The following is a 17,799-nucleotide window of genomic DNA, read 5'->3' as shown; positions in this document are numbered from 1 at the left end:
AGATTTACGTTGTGTAAAGAGGAGCGAATATGCAGCAAACTGCTCATAGACCGGCTCTTTAATGGGGGAAATAGCCATTCTATGGTTGCTTTTCCGCTGCGGGCAGTATATGTGATAACAGACCGCAACGAAATGCAAGGCGCAACACTACCACAAGTAAAGATACTCGTTAGCGTACCCAAGAAGCACTTTAAACGTGCCGTAAAGCGCAACAGAGTGAAGAGACAGGTGAGAGAAGCGTATCGAAAAAACAAGTATATCTTGCTCGACAAGTTGCAACCAATGCCAAATCAGGAGGTATTACTCGCTTTTATATGGCTCGATAATATGCTTCACGCATCTGCCGATGTAGAAAACAAGGTGTGCAATCTGCTCCAACGCATCGGGGAAAAGATAGAAACAGACAGAAAAGAAACTATCCAAGAATGATATTTCAGAAGGTTCTACACGCTGTTTCGCGCCTGCTATCGTGGCTACTGATAATTCCAATTCTGTTTTATCAACGGTTTATCACGCCCTTTACGCCTCCTTCTTGCAGGTTTACACCTACTTGTTCGGAGTATGCAAAGGAAGCATTGATGAAGCATGGTCCGATAAAAGGACTCGGATTGGCTATTTGGCGAATACTAAGATGCAACCCATGGGGTGGGAGCGGGTACGACCCGGTTCCCTAAACAACACATAAAAACACCCCGATAATACATTATATATAATACAGCCCATACGGGCTTTAAACACAATAATTGATGAAGAACTTTGTTGAAGAACTAAAATGGCGCGGTATGTTGGCGCAAATCATGCCCGGTACAGAGGAGTTTCTGCAAAAAGAAATGGTATCGGCATACCTTGGAACCGACCCTACTGCCGACTCTTTACACATCGGACACCTTTGCGGAATTATGATGCTCCGCCATTTGCAGCTATGCGGACACAAGCCTTATTTGCTCATTGGTGGCGCAACAGGTATGATTGGCGACCCATCGGGCAAGAGCAAGAGCGCAATCTGCTTGATACCGAAACCCTTTACCACAACCAAGAGGCGATAAAGAAGCAGGTTGGCAAGTTCCTCGACTTCGATGGCGATGCGCCCAACAAGGCAGAAATGGTGAATAACTATGACTGGATGAAGGATTTTACTTTCCTCGACTTCGCCAGAACAGTCGGAAAGCACATCACCGTGAACTATATGATGGCGAAGGACAGCGTGAAACGCCGCCTTAATGGTGAAGCAAGCGACGGTCTTTCGTTCACTGAATTTACCTATCAGCTATTGCAAGGCTACGATTTTCTATACCAATACGAGAAGTTTGGGGTGAAACTGCAGCTCGGCGGCAACGACCAATGGGGCAATATGACCACCGGCACAGAGCTTATCCGCCGCACACTCGGACAAGAAGCTGAGGCTTACTGTCTTACTTGCCCACTTATAACAAAGGCAGACGGCAAGAAGTTCGGCAAAACAGAAAGCGGAAACATCTGGCTCGACCGCAACCGCACCACTCCATACGTGTTCTATCAGTTCTGGCTCAACGTCAGCGACGACGATGCAGAAAAGTATATAAAGATATTTACGTCGCTCGACAAACCCACTATCGACGCTCTTGTAGACGAACATCGCCAAGACCCGGGGCGTCGCACGCTCCAACGCCGTCTGGCAGAAGAGGTTACGCGTATGGTTCACTCGCAGGAAGACCTTGATATGGCTATGGCGGCATCGAACATTCTTTTCGGAAAGGCTACCAAAGAGAACCTTTTGCAGCTCGACGAACAGACTTTCAACGACGTTTTCAAAGATGTTCCACACTACGAGGTGTCTAAAGACCTGCTCGGACAGCCTGCGGTAGACATCTTCAACCAAGAGGGCATGCAGATTTTCCCAAGCAAGAGCGAAATGCGCAAACTTGTTAAGGGCGGTGGCGTATCGCTTAACAAGGAGAAGTTGCAAGCCTTCGACCAAGTGATTACTGCCGAAGACCTTATTGATGGTAAATACTTATTGGTGCAAAAAGGCAAGAAAAACTACTTCCTTGTAATTGTGAAGTAACTTTATGGCACAAAAGGCTGAAGATGGAAAAGGAACGACAATGTGGCTTAGAATAAAGCCAAGCCTGTTTATCTTTCCTATAAAATAAAACCGACAAGTGCAAGTTTAATCGATAAGTAGGTGTTCAAAATTAAACGTATCTATATTGCTTTTATCTTTTATGCTTTCACTTTGCCATCGTCTTCACGTCTCTTTTTCGTCATTCTGTCGCCTTTCATCCGTCGTGTAGCCCGCTACACTCCTTCTTCAAGACGGCAGACTGACCGGAAAATAGCCGTAAATACAATGTCAATTAATTATGAACACCTACTTATTCTTGCAAGCGACCTGCGCTGAACAGAAATGCAAAGCCTGTCCTTAAGGCGTGCTATTAGCACATATCCTCAAGGACAGGCTTATTGTTTATACATGGAATATCGCCATAACGATATGTTGGTTCGGTATAAAAAAGCAGATTAAGCAGACCATCTCGCAGATATTTTTTAACAAGCCCACTGATGAAATGGTACGATCTTTTCGGCTTAATATTGTAAAGATAATTCTGTTAAAAAGTGATATAATCGCTTTGGCGTTGCGAAAGCGTAGGTTTTGCAACGCAAAACCTACGCTTTTACCGTGCAAAACCTACGGTTTTGGAATGCAAAACAATAGGTTTTGTAATACGCTGATGCAGAGATAATTACACAATAGGTATTCTTGTGAAAAATATTTACGTTTTTATTGCTTTCTTTTCGTTCTTTTCTCGTTCCTCGAAAACCCACTGTGCCTTATATTGGAACTATCTCACTATCTTCTTTGATACCCGAGAATCATCGGTATAGATGGTAGTTTGCACGTAAATTCCTTTTTCCGGGTGGCTGATGATACGGCCTGATAGGTCGTAGAACTCAATACGTTCTATCTGCTTTGCCGTAGCGAAGTTTATCCCGGTAGGCGATATTTGGTATTCTGTAATGCCGGAGCTGAGCCGCTTATCGCCGTCGATATACAGAGCTTCTATACCCACTTTCTCTTTTACTTCCTTGTAGAAATAGATAGCACGCGAGTTCTCATCATACCTGTAGAAGTCGTATTGGTCATAAAAAGTGTAAGGAATGTCGGTCATCTCTGTCTTTAGGTTCTTGTAAGTGGCAGGTACGAAAGTTTGCCGCTCGCCGTCTATGTAGAGATTATAGTAGAGATGCGCCGGGTCAAGATAATCAAAGTCAGCCGAGTAGTAGCTCAACATGAACTGTAATCCTCCGGGACCACCCCACGGACTCGGGTCGTAAGGTTGGTAGGCTGTAGGTTTTGGTGGCATTGGAGCAGCCGCCTTCTTGTCCCACTGATTGATAAGCGCATAGCGATAAGTGTCGAAGATGTAAGTGCTACGGTCGTCGTCAGCACTCTTGTGTACCATCAATATACCTTTCGTGCTCAGCGAGTTCTTTTCAGCATCGTAAGTAAAAACAAGAGGTTCGTTATTCATACACGCTTTGTCAAACTCGTTACCCATTTCGTTCTTGCCTTTTCCCATGACGGCTGATGAGACATAAACATAGCAAGCCGTCGTGCGGTCGATGCCGAGATACGATGTTGGAGGGAAGGTTACGGTGGTACCATTCTTCGTTCCCTTTATCCAGTAACCCTTTACGTTTGCCGACAAGTCGCCCAAGTACACATCGTTGCCGTCGATAGCATATTTCACAGGATAGAGTTGCGATTTCCCCGCCATGTCCATATAGAGCACAAGACCGTCCCAAACCTTAGCTGATGCGGGTGGTGCAAGTTTGTTGTCGTCCTTACGAGTGGCTTTGTAGGTAGCTTCGGCATAGCTTGTCCAAGCACCATTGGCACGGCACATACCAATCATTTCGCCCTCCTTGACTACCATTATGAGAGAATCATTGCGCCATACATACTTAAGGACTTGGTTTTCCTTGCCCTCGTTGGGTACAAAAGTATCCTTCCCGCCTTGTTTGGCTGCATGTATACAATAGAGAAAGCCATAGTTCAATTCCCCCGTAGATACATCTTTTTCGGAAAAAATGGCTTGCGGCAGTTGAAAAGCAATAGTGTCTCCCTCGGTGCGTGCGCCCTTAATCCATGTCTTCCCATAAAACGAATTGATGGGATTTTCAAGATATACGGCACCGTCATTACCAAATACGAGTCGCTGCCAGTCGCCTGTGCCCTTATGAGGAACCCCATGGTAGTACACTGATTCGAAACCGGTGGTTGTTCGATAAAGGTTAATGGTGTTGCCCTCTGCCGGTTGTGTGATGACCGTCGGAGCGTCCTGTGCCACCGCCATAGTTGCGAAAAGGACGGAGAACAAGAAGAATGTACAAAGCTTCTTCATAAATAATATTGGTTTTAGAGTTGTTTATAAAAACCATTGCATGAATTTACACCCAATGGCTGAAATTATAAAAGCGTGTGAAGTAAACTGTGTTAAACCATTAACACACGTCGTTTACTTTACACGCTCGTCTTTTTTATGTTACTTTTGAATTATCCGGAACTCCGATTGCTTCTTTCCTGCATTTATAAAAGGTATCTGCGTTACACCTTTAGATGTTCCTTGTGCAATGCGAGTCGGAGCAACCTTGCTGCCGGCCGGAGCGGCCGGGGTGGTAAATTCTACCTTTTCGAGTGGTCCCCATTCGTCGTTTATGTTCTTAGCCAAAGAGCAAGCATAGTATGTTGTTGAAGGATTGGCATTCCAAGTTGCATCATCGACACCGTACTGGTTCCAATATGGATCCTTATCGTGGTCTTCCTTCAATAGTGCTATAACACCTGCTTCTCCCATATCGGATTTGTCGAACGCCTGCTTTTCAATGATAATGTCTCTATGCAACGAGCATTCGGCGTTTGGTGTGTATATTACACGTTGGTAGTAACTATCGCCACTTTTTGCAAACTCCTTGATTTCGATATTTACTTTTGCAACGCCGGTGCCACCAAGTTTCTTTGTTGTAACCGGAACAACAACCATATCTGCATAGGTTTCCTGTACGTCCCACGCTTGCACATAGATTTCGTAGTCGGTATTAGGCTGCATGCCGGTCCATTCGTATGTGTATTCGCCGGTGCATTTAACGCCCCACTTCTTAATCATATCGCCCATATTGGTCAATCCCATCATCGGACCGAACTGTTCAAACTGCTTTTGAGCTTCACCCTTGAGGAAGATACAGAAAGCATAGCCCTTAGCATCTGCATTGCCTGTGAACTTAGCTTTTATGGTCGTAGCAGTTGTATTTAAGATTTCGCCCGTTACCTTAGGTGTTCCTACAAGCGGTTTCTTGGGAGTTGTAAATTCTGCTTTCGACATGCTGCAGGCTACACCGTACTTATCATAGCCAAGCGTAATGATGGTATAAGGTGTATTATCGTTGAACGGTTGGTCGAAACCGGTCATCTGTGCATTCGTGAAATCGTCTTGCATCATGGTCTGATTGGTTCTCTCAAAGTAAGAAACGGCAATCTCATCGGTAGTTATCTTGCTTGAAAGAGACTGTGGGATACAAGCAATCTTATACGATTTACATTCCGGTGTCTTCGTTACTGCCACCCAAATAGTATCGCCGGTAGGACCGGTCTTGTAGTCTTTAAAGGTTACATCGGCTGCAACTCTGCCTTCAACAGTTGCAAAGAAAATGTTATCTATACGGTCTACTATGAACGCCTTGTGAGAATTGGTCTTTTCCAATACTACCAAACGGTTGGGTTCTGTCTGTGCAAATGCTGTCAGACTAAAGATTGCCATAAGGCAAAGTAATATATTCTTTTTCATTGTTTTACGAATTTAAAGGTTGTGTTTTTAACTTTGATAATAAATACGCCATATTGCAGGCTTGATACATCGATGCCTTCGCCGTCAGCAACTTTCGTGCGTAGCATTGTGCGACCCTTCAGGTCGTAGATGGCAACATCTGTTTGTTCGGCATTTAAGCCGTTGATGTAAAGCATATCGCCACGTTGGGAAATCTTTATTCCCCCCGTTTCGCTGTTGCCTACTTTACCGATTCCATCTGTCGTCTTGACAAACCTAATGTCTTTAATGGCAGATAACTTCCACACAGGTTCTACTGTAAAAGCACTTCCAATGATGTGCAAGCCATCAGCAGCAAAGGTTATCTTCTGAATGTCTGTTATGGCATACTTGCCGACATCACCCGATTGTGGTGTAACCACGAGCTGCATCTGCGCATGAACTTGCGAGAAGCCCATTGTCATTATGCTTGTTACGACAATTGAGAATAGTCTTTTCTTCATAATGATTGATATTTAAGTTAATGTTTAAGTTATATAATTTCAGATTTTCCAATTCTCTATTTCGTGATTTTCCGGATTTCGTTTATAATTCCTTGTACATGAAAAGCATTTACACGCTATTGTAGCAAGGCATTATTAGTTTGTAAAGGTACAAGTAAATTTGGAAAAACTTAATCTCTTTTAAGGAATTTGTGCTAAATTAACAATATTACATACTCTTTATAGAAAGAAATAATGATGTAAGTTCGATATAAGAGTTACGCCATTATATAATTTACAAGATGCTTAAAGGAAGAACTGATTGTGGTTTAGTATGCTTACAAACAGAAAGAAGCGAAGTTTCTTCGGCGAATTATTACACCGAATCCACGTTGTTTTATAAACGAAAAGCAGGTTATAAACATATAAACATTTTTCATAAACATAGCTTTCGCTTAACTCTCTAACCATCAGTGCATTGCAAAACCTATTGTTTGACGTTCCAAAAGCGGCTGTTTTGCAAGGTAAAAACGTAAGTTTTACGTTGCAAAACAGCCGCTTTCGAAATGCAAAAACGCAGCTATCGCTTTTTAACGGAATAATCTTTACATGATTGAACCGAAAAAACCGATGGTACTTTATCTATTGTTGCCCATCTTAAAATTCATTTGGCTGGAACGAGATAGTGAACCAGCCCATTTGCAGAATATCATTCAGGTCGAACTGAACCATCACATTGTTCTGCTTGTTAATAAATGTAGGAAGTGCGCTCACACCCACTGCGTTCTCGTATCCGTTCTTTTGGAGGAGGTCTACGATATAAGGTGAACGAGCTGTTAGGTTGTTGAAGGTTATTACCATAGCTGCGCAATACTTGCCGCCATCTTCAAGTAGAAGTATCTTAGGGAAGTCTTCAGAAGTGGTATTGATAACTATTCCTAAGTCAATGGTTTCTTCGCTCTTGTAATAAGACTGCTTACGATACTCAGCCGTAATCTCTTCCAATGTCTTTGTACCGAAGGTTACTATCGGCATAGGGAAATCGACAGTGAGCGGTGGAAGCTGTTTGCTGAGATCTGCATAGGCGTAGTGCATTTGCGGAAGGTATTCGGTCTTTCCTCCTGTCTTATCTTCCATCTTTACAAAGCAAGCTGACTTTTGGTCATAGTTGTAGTAAATGACATCGCCTTCCGAATCGTTCATACCGGTGTAGATGTGGTTAGAAGTTTTCAGATAAGTTGTAACTTGCTCCGGAGTAGGAATATTATTGACATCAACAAATATAGAAGCCTCTTCAAGACTATTCTTCGTATGAACATCGAACCAGTATTTCACACTTGGCCAGCGTGTCTCGCCGGTATCATAAACATAGACGCCATTATCCGGTTTCGACTTTTCAGCGTTCAGTTTGTGGTTCATGCGCTTCTCGAAAAGCTGCATCAGTTCTACAGTGGCACCGCGCCCGTAGAATGGCAACCATGTAGCCGTGGTATTGTCGTTCAGGAATGATACACGCGTCCAAGAAGTAAAGCTTTCATCATAAGCCCCGAAGAAGTATTCGGCTCTGCTCCCCTCCTTATTAATATATACAACGGTCTTAGCTGTCTTATTCACATATACCTTTACATCATCGTTCATCGATGCGCCCACTTCGAGTTCGTAGCCCTGTTTGCGTAGGAATGCTTTGAAAGCATCAATCTTTTCCGATGCTATCAAACATTTAGCATACATGTACACTCCTTGCCCGTTGCCGTTATATTCCCAATGGTATGTTTGTCCATCGGCAGTCTTTTCCAATACCAGTTTAGTGCTATTCGGCTGATTAACGCTGAAGCCTCGTGCCTCTTCTTCGGGCTTGAGGTCAGAAAGAGTCTTGGTAAAATCGGCAACGGGAAGTTCAAACGTTTCATCGGAAACACTCGGTGTACTGTTGTCGGCAGTAGAGAAGAAGACCAAACTATCTACTTCTTCTGACTTAAACACTTGCTTCTTGCCATTCTTGTAAATGTAAACACCTTGCGCAGATGCCGTTGTGGCACAGAAAAGAAGAGCTAAGGTGAGAGCTTTGGAGATAAAATGCTTTCTCATTTCTTAATAAACTTAAACGATTTGTACTGTGTTTTAACGATATATACACCTTGTTTAAAGGTACTGAGCATAATGGTCAAGCTACCGTCTGAGTTGATAGCATCGCTGACAATGAGCCGTCCGGCAGCATCAAAGATATGTACCGCTTCACCAGACTTAAATCCTGTAAGCGTCATAAACTCTTGCGAGAGCGTAGCTTCGCCGGTTTTACCGGCCGTTGTTGCTTGTTCGATACCATCGGTTTGTCCGTCAAAGGTAACCTTCTTAATATCTTTGGCAGCATATACGATGTCTGCCGTTGTCGTGGTTAGATGTACGTTGTCGTTCTCTACCACCATCTTGGGACGGTCGGCAAGATTGTACGTTACTTGTTCGCCCGTTGCAAGCCACACGAATATTTTTGTTGGCTGCGCATGGACGGCAAGTGCTATCACGAGAAATAGTTGTAAAAAACAGATTTTCTTCATATTAAAAATTTAAATAAGATAATTTTTCATTCGCCATTCGGTAAACCCTTTCAACTCATATTCCTAACTTATCCCTTGCCACAACAAAGGTGCGAATATACTCAAATTACAGTCTTTTGGAGACAGAAGTTATCTACTCGTTTAGTTTCATGGTTGAAAGTTATTATGTTTAGTCTGCAAATATAGTAATAAAACTTTAATTTTTAATGGTTTTCTTATAAAAACGTGGGTTCGATATAAGAATTATGTCGGTATATTGTTTATATAATATGCTTAAAGAAAGAACTGTTTATGATTTAACATGCTTGTCATCAAGAAAAGAAATGAAGTGCCTTCGTCCTCAAATTCGTACACCGAACTTATGCTATTTTATGGCAAAAAGAAGGCAATAAAAACGTAAACATTTTTCGCAAGCATCGCTATTGTATAACTATCTATCCGTCAGTGTATTACAAAACCTATTGTTTTGCATTGCGAAAGCGGCTGTTTTGCACGGTAAAACCGTAGGTTTTGCGTTGTAAAACCTACGGTTTCGCAATGTCAAACCGCAATTATCATTTTTTAAGAGAATAATCTTTACAAGATTGAACCGAAAAGCTTGCACTGTTTCATTAGCGGACTTGCTTAAAAACGCCTGCGAGATGACCTGTTTAACTTGCTTTATTTGCCGAACTCACATTATAAAAATAAAGTGTTGTCCGTTCATTATTCCAAACCGTTCGCATATTTAATGAAAGTTCAACGATTATAAGTCGTGATGGGAAACTGCGATACAACCTTCTTGAAATACGCTTAATACTTGAACGACGAGCCTCCCAAAAACTCTCGGAGCAACGATGTGGGCGGCAAACTGCGGAAAGGCAGCGATGCAAAATAGCTTAAGAATTTGCGCAAACGATAGGCTTCGGCATATTCATCGCACTTTTCCGGCACTTGTTCCAATACGGCTTCAGCCTGCGCTTTCAGCACTGCAACCTCGTAGAGCATAGCTGTGTTGAACATGGCATCGGCATTTTCCTGATATGGGAATATCCATTTCTTTTCGCCGGCGCGCACACTTGGCCAGCGACGTATGGTTTCTTGCGCCGAACAACCGCGATACTTGTAGTCGCGAACAATGCGGCGAATAAGTCGATTGTCGGTTGTTGGAATGTAATTATGGTCGTCTAACAGAATGGTTGTCAGTGCAGAAGCGTAGATGCGGAACTTCTTTTCGTCGGCAATATCCTTCGTCAGCATCGGATTCAGTGCGTGTATGCCTTCCACTATCAGCACGTTGTTGGGCTTTAAACGCAACTTTTTGCCTTTCATCTCGCTTTTACCGGTTTGGAAATTATAGCTTGGCAGCTGCACTTCTTCGCCTTGAAACAAGGCTGTAAATTGCTCGTTGATGAGCGGAATATTCAGCGCATACAGATTTTCGTAGTCGTATTCGCCCGTTTCGTCCTTCGGAGTGTCTGTGCGATTTACGAAATAATCGTCCAAGGAAATCTGTACCGGCTTTATTCCGCACGTCAGCAACTGCACCGAAAGGCGTTTACAGAAGGTAGTTTTCCCACTCGATGAGGGTCCGGCTATCAGCACAACCCGCACACCTTCTTTATTTGCAATGGTTTCTGCCATTTGCGAAATCTTCTTTTCCTGCAATGCTTCGCTCACGTTTATAAGGTCGTTGGAATATCCTTGCTTCACGGCTTCGTTGAAATCGCCCACCGTCCGCACACCCAAAATGTCTTGCCAACGATGGTGAACCCTGAATACTTCAAACATTTTGTCTTGGTTTATAAAGTCGTCTAACTTAGCAGGGTTCTCCGCCGAGGGCACGCGGAGCAGCAGTCCGTCGAAGAATTTCTCAACTCCGAAGAGCTTAATCTGCGATGTGTTCGTAAGCATCGAACCGTAGTAGTAGTCCACGTAGTCGTCCAACTTGTAATAAGTGGTATAGAGCGAGCCCATACTCTCAAGGAGTTTCACCTTCGCTTCGTCGCCCAACTCGCGGAACATATTGATAGCTTGCTCGGTTGTAGTGTCGTAGTGTCGTATGGGCAAGGCTCTGTCTATGATGCTTTGCATTTGCCGACGTATCCTTGTTACATCGTCTTCGGTAACGGTGTGCCCTATACTGATGTTGCAGTAGTAGCCATTCGACACAGGAGTATCTATCACAACTTTGCTCTTTGGATAAAGGTCGTGTACGGCTTTGCACAGCACCATAAACAGCGAGCGGGTGTAAGTACGTAAGCCCGACGCTGCATGAAGGTCGAGAAACTCAACGTCTTTATTTTGAAAGACCTGATAATTCATTCCTGTCGCCTTGTTGTTCACCTTTGCGCTCACCGGTCCGAAGTCCATTTTCAAATTAAATGCACCATAAACTTCATAAAGTGTGCTGCCGATTGGGACTTCTAAAGTTTTTTTATTATTTTTGCAACGGATTTGTAATACTTGTTTCATCTTGTATGAACGTTTAACGATTTTATTCAGGGTATAAAGTTAGCAAGTTCTCATTAAAGAGCAAAAAAAATGCATTACAAAACAATTAATTTATGACAACAGGTGTTTATTTAGCCATTCTTTTCAAGATTATAGGCTCATTGGCATTGCTTATCTATGGTATGAAGGTAATGAGCGAAGCATTGCAAAAGATGGCAGGCTCACAATTGCGCCACATTTTGGGCGCAATGACAACCAACAGATTGACAGGTATGCTTACAGGAACGTTCATTACCTGTGCCGTTCAATCGTCTTCAGCAACAACGGTAATGACCGTTTCGTTCGTAAATGCAGGACTGCTGACACTTGCTCAAGCCATTTCGGTGATTATGGGTGCCAATATTGGAACCACACTCACAGCTTGGATTATGTCGTTAGGCTATTCGGTAGACCTTACGAGTTTTGTTTTCCCTGCCTTCCTTATAGGTATTGTGCTGATTTACTCGCGAAAAATGCGCTATATAGGCGACTTCCTGTTCGGTCTTTCTTTTATGTTCTTCAGCCTTGTGCTGCTGAGCGATGCCGGAAAAGCACTTCATCTGGACACAACACCTGAGGTAATAGAGTTCTTTAAGTCGTTCGACGTAAACAGTTACTTCACTATTCTGATATTTCTTGCTATTGGATCCATCATCACAATGATTGTCCAATCGTCCGCTGCCGTCATGGCCATCACCATTTTACTGTGTTCTACGGGCGTATTGCCTATCTATCTCGCATTGCCTTGGTAATGGGAGAAAACATTGGTACAACCATTACAGCCAATTTGGCTGCTTTGGCTGCCAACACACAGGCGCGAAGAGCCGCCTTGGCGCACCTTATGTTCAATGTCATCGGTGTGATTTGGGTGCTTGCAGTATTCTATCCATTCGTAAATATGGTATGCGGATTTGTTGATTACGACCCCTCTACAAACGCAGCTTCTGCTGATATTAAGCTAAAACTGCCTATTGTTTTGGCTGCCTTCCATACTTCGTTCAATATTGCCAACACTTTCTTGTTGATTTGGTTCATTCCTCAACTCGAAAAATTGGTTTGCCTGCTTATCAAACCACGCAAGAGCGAAACCGAAGAAGATTTCCGTCTGCGTTTCATTCAGGCAGGCATCATGAAGACGCCCGAACTTTCTGTGCTCGAAGCAAGCAAGGAAATACATTCGTTTGCCGAGCGTATGCAACGTATGTTCGGTATGGTAAGAGAACTGTTGAATACCACCGAAGAGTCGAATTTTGTGAAACTGTACACACGGATAGAGAAATATGAAGGCATTTCGGACAACATGGAGATAGAAATTGCTAAGTATTTGGACCAAGTAAGCAATGCCCATCTCAGCGATGAGACAAAAGAAAAGGTGCGCTCTATGCTACGAGAAATATCCGAACTCGAAAGTATCGGCGACTCATGCTACAACATCGCACGCACTATAAATCGTCGTATATCGGCAAAGGAAGACTTCACCGAAAAGCAATACAGCCGTATAGAGCAGATGTTTGAACTTACCGACGATGCTCTGACACAGATGAACAGCTTGCTGGTAGGCCACAAGCACGACAACGACGTGCACCATTCGTTCAACATTGAAAACGAAATAAACAACTACCGCGACCAGCTACGCACGCAGAACATTCAAGACGTGAACGAACATAACTACACTTACGCCATCGGAACAATGTATATGGACATTATACAAGAGTGCGAAAAGCTTGGCGACTATGTTGTAAACGTTGTTGAAGCCCGTATGGGAGTAAAGCAAAACAGTTGATTGCAAAACGTTTTATCTTGAAATCTAAAGAGTTTTTATTAGCTTTGCCAATATGGAACAAGAAAGTTTTGCGCAACAATTTAGTCCGGTAGACTATACAATGAACGTAAGGGGGCAGCTCTTCGACCTCTCGAAGCCTTGTGTAATGGGCATCTTGAACGTTACCCCCGACTCGTTTTATGCCGACAGCCGCATGCAAACAGAGGCAGAAATATACAATCGTGCCAACCGGATTGTAGCCGAAGGAGCAAAGATTATCGACGTCGGCGCATGCTCTACACGTCCCGGCGGAGAGTTTGTAGACGAGGCGGAAGAAATGCGCCGCCTCGCCATGGCGTTGCCCATCATTCGCCAAGCACAGCCCGACGCCATTGTTTCCATTGATACTTTCCGCGCATCAATCGCCCGACGCATGGTCGAGGAGTTCAATGCAGATATTATAAACGATGTGGAAGAAGGTGCCGACCCCGACATGTTTCGCACCGTTGCCGAGTTGGGCACACCTTATATATTAATGTCGAAAGCTGCCAATATGCACGATATGCTTATCAACCTGTCGCGCGAAGTGCAGGAATTGCGTGCCCTTGGGCAGAAAGACATCATCTTAGACCCCGGTTTCGGCTTCGGCAAAGACCCCATAGATGGCAACTATGCACTGATGAGAGTAATGGAACAGCTGCACGCTTTGGAACTTCCCATACTTGTTGGCATCAGTCGCAAGCGCATGATTCACCGGCTATTGGGCATCACGGCACAGGAAAGTCTGAACGGAACGACAGCCCTGAACATGATTTCCCTGATGAAAGGTGCAAGCATTTTGCGTGTCCACGATGTGAAAGAAGCCGTAGAAACCGTACGTATTTATGAACGTTTTCGTTCAGCCAAATGAGCAATGCCAAATTTATTTGAGCATTGCCATGGCGAGAAAACGCACTTTTAGAGGAACGAGAAAAGAACGTTTGCAAGCCGCCAAATGAGCAATGCCAAATTTATTTGTGCATTGCCATGGCGAGAAAACGCACTTTTCGAGGAACGAGAAAAGAACGTTTGGCGGCTGCAAGAAAGGTAGAATAGACTGTTCGTTGCACAAAAGAAATAGCAGAAAGGAAGAAATATGTTTTTTGAATTTGGCTTAAAAGACATCATCGATATAGTGTTGGTAGCACTCATGCTCTACTACCTCTATCGTATTATGAAAGAATCGCGTTCGCTCAACGTGTTCGCAGGTATTATGGTGTTCGTTGTTATCTGGCTTATCGTCAGTCAGGTATTGGAAATGCGACTCTTGGGAAGCATTATGGACAAGTTGGTCTCTGTGGGAGTAATCGGTCTTATCGTGCTCTTCCAAAAAGAAATACGCTACTTCCTCTATAACCTTGGTGCGCACCAGAAAGCAAAGAACATACTGAAACTGTTCCGAAGCGACAAGAACAAGAAGGGCGTAGACCGCAAGTCCATTCTCCCAATCGTTATGGCGTGCATGAATATGGGCAAGGGAAAAGTGGGCGCACTCATCGTTATAGAACGCAATGTTATCTTGCAGGACATCGTAGAAACAGGCGACTACATCGATGCACGCATCAACCAACGACTCATAGAAAACATTTTCTTCAAGAACTCGCCCCTCCACGATGGCGCAATGATTATATCGAAAAAACGCATAAAGGCTGCCGGCTGCATTCTTCCCGTAAGCCACAGCCAAGACATTCCGAAAGATTTCGGACTCCGCCACCGTGCTGCATTGGGCATCTCGCAATCTTCCGACGCCCTTGCCATCGTTGTTTCAGAAGAAACGGGCAAGATTTCGGTAGCCATTCGTGGCGAATTTCAAGTGCGCTTGTCTGCCGAACAGCTTGAAAGCATCTTGGCAAAGGAACTCGCAGACCTATAAAGGAACAATGAAAACTTGGTGCAAAGAAGCCCATCGTTTCATCTTTCCGAACAGAAAAGAACTTGTTCCTCCGCTACTCCGTTCCACTTGCATACCACATTTTAAAGGCGAAATACAGGCGATAAAAGTGTAAATATTTTTCAGAAATATATCTATTGCTTAATCATCTTACTGTCAGCGCATTACAAAACCTATTGTGTTGCGTTCCAAAACCGTAGGTTTTGCACGGTAAAAGCGTAGGTTTTACATTGCAAAACCTACGGTTTCGCAATGCCAAACCGAAATTATCGTTTTTTAAGAGAATTATCTTTACAAGTTTAAAGCTGTTTTACGGCATTTGCCTTGAGCAGGAGAAAGAAAATTATCTGCCCCGATAACTTCTACCGAACCGCTATAAAAGCAAGAGAAAGAATATACGATAAACCTACTTTACGCACATCATGGTATGGCATAAAGTAGGTTTATGTTTTTAAAGAATGCACTTCGCACTATTTGATATTAACTATAATCTTTCTTTTTCTTTATTTCCTGCTCCCTTTCCCTTGTACTTCGACTTGGTGGCATTGAAGCTATAGCTTACTGTACACTCTATGGCACGGGTGTTTGACAGCTTCTCCATGTCGAATTCCCTTACACCACTATAAAAGGTAAATTGATTTTTTCGAGCCGTATTGAAAATATCATTGACTGCAAACTTCATCTTCCAGTGTTGCCCCCATTGCTTGGTTGCACCGGCATTGATTTGCCACGTTTGCCCCACATCTATGTTTTCACCATTACCTTTACCTCTCCAGCTCAAATCAACATTTAGCATACAGGTAGAAGACAGTACGAGAAGGTTGTTGAACCGGATAATACCCATTGCCTTGTTGAACCGCTTTGCTTCACCTTTGTAGATTTCCTTATAGAAAGGTGCTACAACACCGACCATCAAGGCAGGGTAGTAACGTTTGAATTGAGGGGCGAGTTGCACCATTAGTTGCAATTCATCTAAGTTATAAGCAGAGTTCATTTTCTTAGATAAAGTCGCATTATCTTTGCCATAATCTATAGCCGACGTTATTATTTTGTCTGTTGTGTGCATATAGCTTACCATCATCATTGCCCAGCTGTAACGGGCATTGAGCGAAACATTGTCGATGTACGATGGGCGTAGCAACGGATTTCCACTTTCGTAGAGGTAGCGGTTTACGTACGAGATAGTACCACTCAATTGAGAATACAGCGGACGGTTGTACTTCTTGGCATAGCTGAGTTGCAGCATACTTTCGCCTATCGGCATTACCAACATCGCCGTTGGAAAGAATTTGTTGTAGATGCGGGACTGATCTGCAACTCTTTGTCCGTTCTGATAGTAGTTGCTGTTTATATGCTCGTAACGGGTGCCCAGTTGTACGATTATCTTTCCCAATCGTTGTAGCAACTCTACATATACCGCCGTGTTGTTCTCTTTTATCAGGGGAACGTTGCTTGCCAGAATATGTTCTACATTGAAAAAATGCTCGTCGCGCCGACTGTTAGAATACTCTGTTCCGAAACGAAGCTGTCCTTTCCATAGCGGTCTTGACAGATGTAACTCGCCTGCAAACATGCGCGAATTGTTGTCATCAATCAATGTAAGGGTCTTATTGGCGGTGTTGCGATTTACTTCCTCCACATAGTCTCTTGTGTTTCCTTTCTTCCACAACACATCAAAGGTCGCATCCAGCAACCATTTGCCTATTGCATTGGTATAATATCCATCGATGTTATGTGTTGTTGCGCGGTTTTCGGCATCACTGGAAACATTACTTTCATCTTCCAATGCGTTGTCTATCCACGATTTTGTCTGAGCCATTCCCCAGACCTTGAGCGGCGTGTGTGTTACTTTATAGTACAAACCCAATGAATGAGAAGGAGAGAACATATAGTTGAAACCTATTCGACCATCATACATTTGCGAACGCTCCTTCGACTGTATGTCGATATTTTGCATGTATAGGGAGGAAAGCCATATATTTTGCAGGTTGGTACTTGCCCCTTTCATCTTGCTTCTTGAATATTCCAAATCGGCAAATATATCAAGTTTGTTGATGCGATAGTTCATATTGACAATCTCAGAACCATAAAGATAGTCGCGATAACCCAGTTTGGTGGTGGTGTCAAATGCGAACCCTTCGCCCTGTTCCCTTTCGGCTGTAATGCGTATTACCGCCTTTACGGTGGCATCGTAGCGTGCGCCGGGATTTGTTACAACTTCCACTTTCTTTATTTTATTCGACTTAAGTTGTTCCAGCAAATTGTCATTGTTTACTTTCCGACCATTGATATAGATTACCGGTGCACCTTTTCCAAATACCTCGATACCACCTTGATTGCTGATTACACCCGGTAAACGAGTAATGACATCTTTCGCATTGCCCAATCGTTCAAATAGCGTTCCTTTCACCATTGTAACCAGTGCATCTCCTTCTATGCGCGTTATGGGCTTATCCGACTTAACAACTATTTCTTCCATATTTACGGCATTGGCTGTCAAGCAAATATCAAGAGGTTCATTTGTTCTTGCGTTTATTATTTCAGTATTGTATCCAATACACGATACCTTCAGCAATCCTTTTGATGCATTATCAATTTTAAACTCACCCTTTTCGCTTGTTACTACACCTGTAACAAACGAAGAATCAGCGTCATTGAGTAAAACTACATTTGCAAAAGAAATAGCTTTCCGATTACTATCGACTACTTTGCCATAATAACTCTCCTGTGCGTATGTTGAAAAACATATACAACTAAGAAGAACGGTGATGAATAAACTTCTTTTTATCATATT

Annotated in this window: 12 protein-coding genes and 2 pseudogenes; 7 read left to right on the top strand and 7 right to left on the bottom strand. The window is 43.3% G+C overall.

Translation table 11 applies throughout. The features are described 5' to 3' along the window. The 4 genes and pseudogenes from JCM15124_RS01095 to JCM15124_RS15660 form a co-directional block, all read left to right on the top strand. A partial coding sequence (locus JCM15124_RS01095) for a ribonuclease P protein component (protein ID WP_024997944.1) occupies nt 1-429 on the top strand: 429 nt, incomplete at its 5' end. Next, nucleotides 426-674 (top strand): membrane protein insertion efficiency factor YidD, encoded by a 249-nt coding sequence (yidD, locus tag JCM15124_RS14700; protein WP_084608746.1) that lies wholly within the window; start codon nt 426-428, stop codon nt 672-674. The genes JCM15124_RS01095 and yidD, both read left to right, overlap by 4 nt. Before the next feature lie 72 nt (nt 675-746). Further along, nucleotides 747-2,044 (top strand): annotated as a pseudogene (tyrS, locus tag JCM15124_RS12765) (tyrosine--tRNA ligase). Between the two features lie 120 nt (nt 2,045-2,164). After that, nucleotides 2,165-2,380, top strand: coding sequence for a hypothetical protein (locus JCM15124_RS15660; protein ID WP_156930589.1), 216 nt, complete (start codon nt 2,165-2,167; stop codon nt 2,378-2,380). Nucleotides 2,381-2,822: 442 nt separating this feature from the next. On the opposite strand, the gene JCM15124_RS01080 is transcribed toward JCM15124_RS15660, so the two are convergent. From JCM15124_RS01080 to JCM15124_RS01055, 6 genes are all read right to left on the bottom strand, one after another. Continuing rightward, entirely contained in the window at nt 2,823-4,385 is a 1,563-nt protein-coding gene (locus JCM15124_RS01080; RefSeq protein WP_024997942.1) for a hypothetical protein, read from the bottom strand. Between the two features lie 141 nt (nt 4,386-4,526). Next, nucleotides 4,527-5,825 carry a hypothetical protein gene (locus JCM15124_RS01075; RefSeq protein WP_024997941.1) on the bottom strand — a complete coding sequence of 433 codons (1,299 nt, stop codon included), beginning with the start codon at nt 5,823-5,825 and terminating at the stop codon, nt 4,527-4,529. Beyond that, nucleotides 5,822-6,307: a T9SS type A sorting domain-containing protein gene (locus JCM15124_RS01070; protein WP_024997940.1), complete on the bottom strand. Its 486-nt coding sequence runs from the start codon at nt 6,305-6,307 to the stop codon at nt 5,822-5,824. Before JCM15124_RS01070 ends, JCM15124_RS01075 begins: the two co-directional genes overlap by 4 nt. A 636-nt stretch (nt 6,308-6,943) precedes the next feature. Further along, nucleotides 6,944-8,374 (bottom strand): hypothetical protein, encoded by a 1,431-nt coding sequence (locus JCM15124_RS01065; protein ID WP_024997939.1) that lies wholly within the window; start codon nt 8,372-8,374, stop codon nt 6,944-6,946. Beyond that, nucleotides 8,371-8,841, bottom strand: coding sequence for a T9SS type A sorting domain-containing protein (locus tag JCM15124_RS01060; protein ID WP_036884791.1), 471 nt, complete (start codon nt 8,839-8,841; stop codon nt 8,371-8,373). The genes JCM15124_RS01065 and JCM15124_RS01060 overlap by 4 nt, the downstream gene beginning before the upstream one ends. 792 nt (nt 8,842-9,633) lie before the next feature. After that, entirely contained in the window at nt 9,634-11,295 is a 1,662-nt protein-coding gene (locus tag JCM15124_RS01055; RefSeq protein ID WP_024997937.1) for a nucleoside kinase, read from the bottom strand. Between the two features lie 92 nt (nt 11,296-11,387). Between JCM15124_RS01055 and JCM15124_RS12760 the strand changes: the two are divergent. The 3 genes and pseudogenes from JCM15124_RS12760 to cdaA all read left to right on the top strand — a co-directional run bounded on the left by JCM15124_RS12760 (nt 11,388) and on the right by cdaA (nt 14,987). Continuing rightward, nucleotides 11,388-13,096: pseudogene (locus JCM15124_RS12760) on the top strand (Na/Pi cotransporter family protein). Between the two features lie 52 nt (nt 13,097-13,148). Next, nucleotides 13,149-13,985, top strand: coding sequence for a dihydropteroate synthase (folP, locus tag JCM15124_RS01045; RefSeq protein ID WP_024997936.1), 837 nt, complete (start codon nt 13,149-13,151; stop codon nt 13,983-13,985). Between the two features lie 225 nt (nt 13,986-14,210). After that, a complete protein-coding gene (gene cdaA, locus JCM15124_RS01035; RefSeq protein WP_024997935.1) occupies nt 14,211-14,987 on the top strand; it encodes a diadenylate cyclase CdaA in 777 nt (258 codons plus the stop codon). 502 nt (nt 14,988-15,489) lie between these two features. Here cdaA and JCM15124_RS01030 read toward each other — a convergent pair. After that, on the bottom strand, nt 15,490-17,796 hold the full coding sequence (locus tag JCM15124_RS01030) for a TonB-dependent receptor domain-containing protein (RefSeq protein WP_024997934.1): 2,307 nt from the start codon (nt 17,794-17,796) through the stop codon (nt 15,490-15,492). Nucleotides 17,797-17,799: the final 3 nt, after the last annotated feature.

Origin of the sequence: Prevotella falsenii DSM 22864 = JCM 15124, from assembly GCF_000613945.1 — a bacterium.
Taxonomy (GTDB): domain Bacteria; phylum Bacteroidota; class Bacteroidia; order Bacteroidales; family Bacteroidaceae; genus Prevotella; species Prevotella falsenii.
Note: the sequence above shows the minus strand (reverse complement) of the source record. Positions and strands in the feature narration are given on the sequence as shown.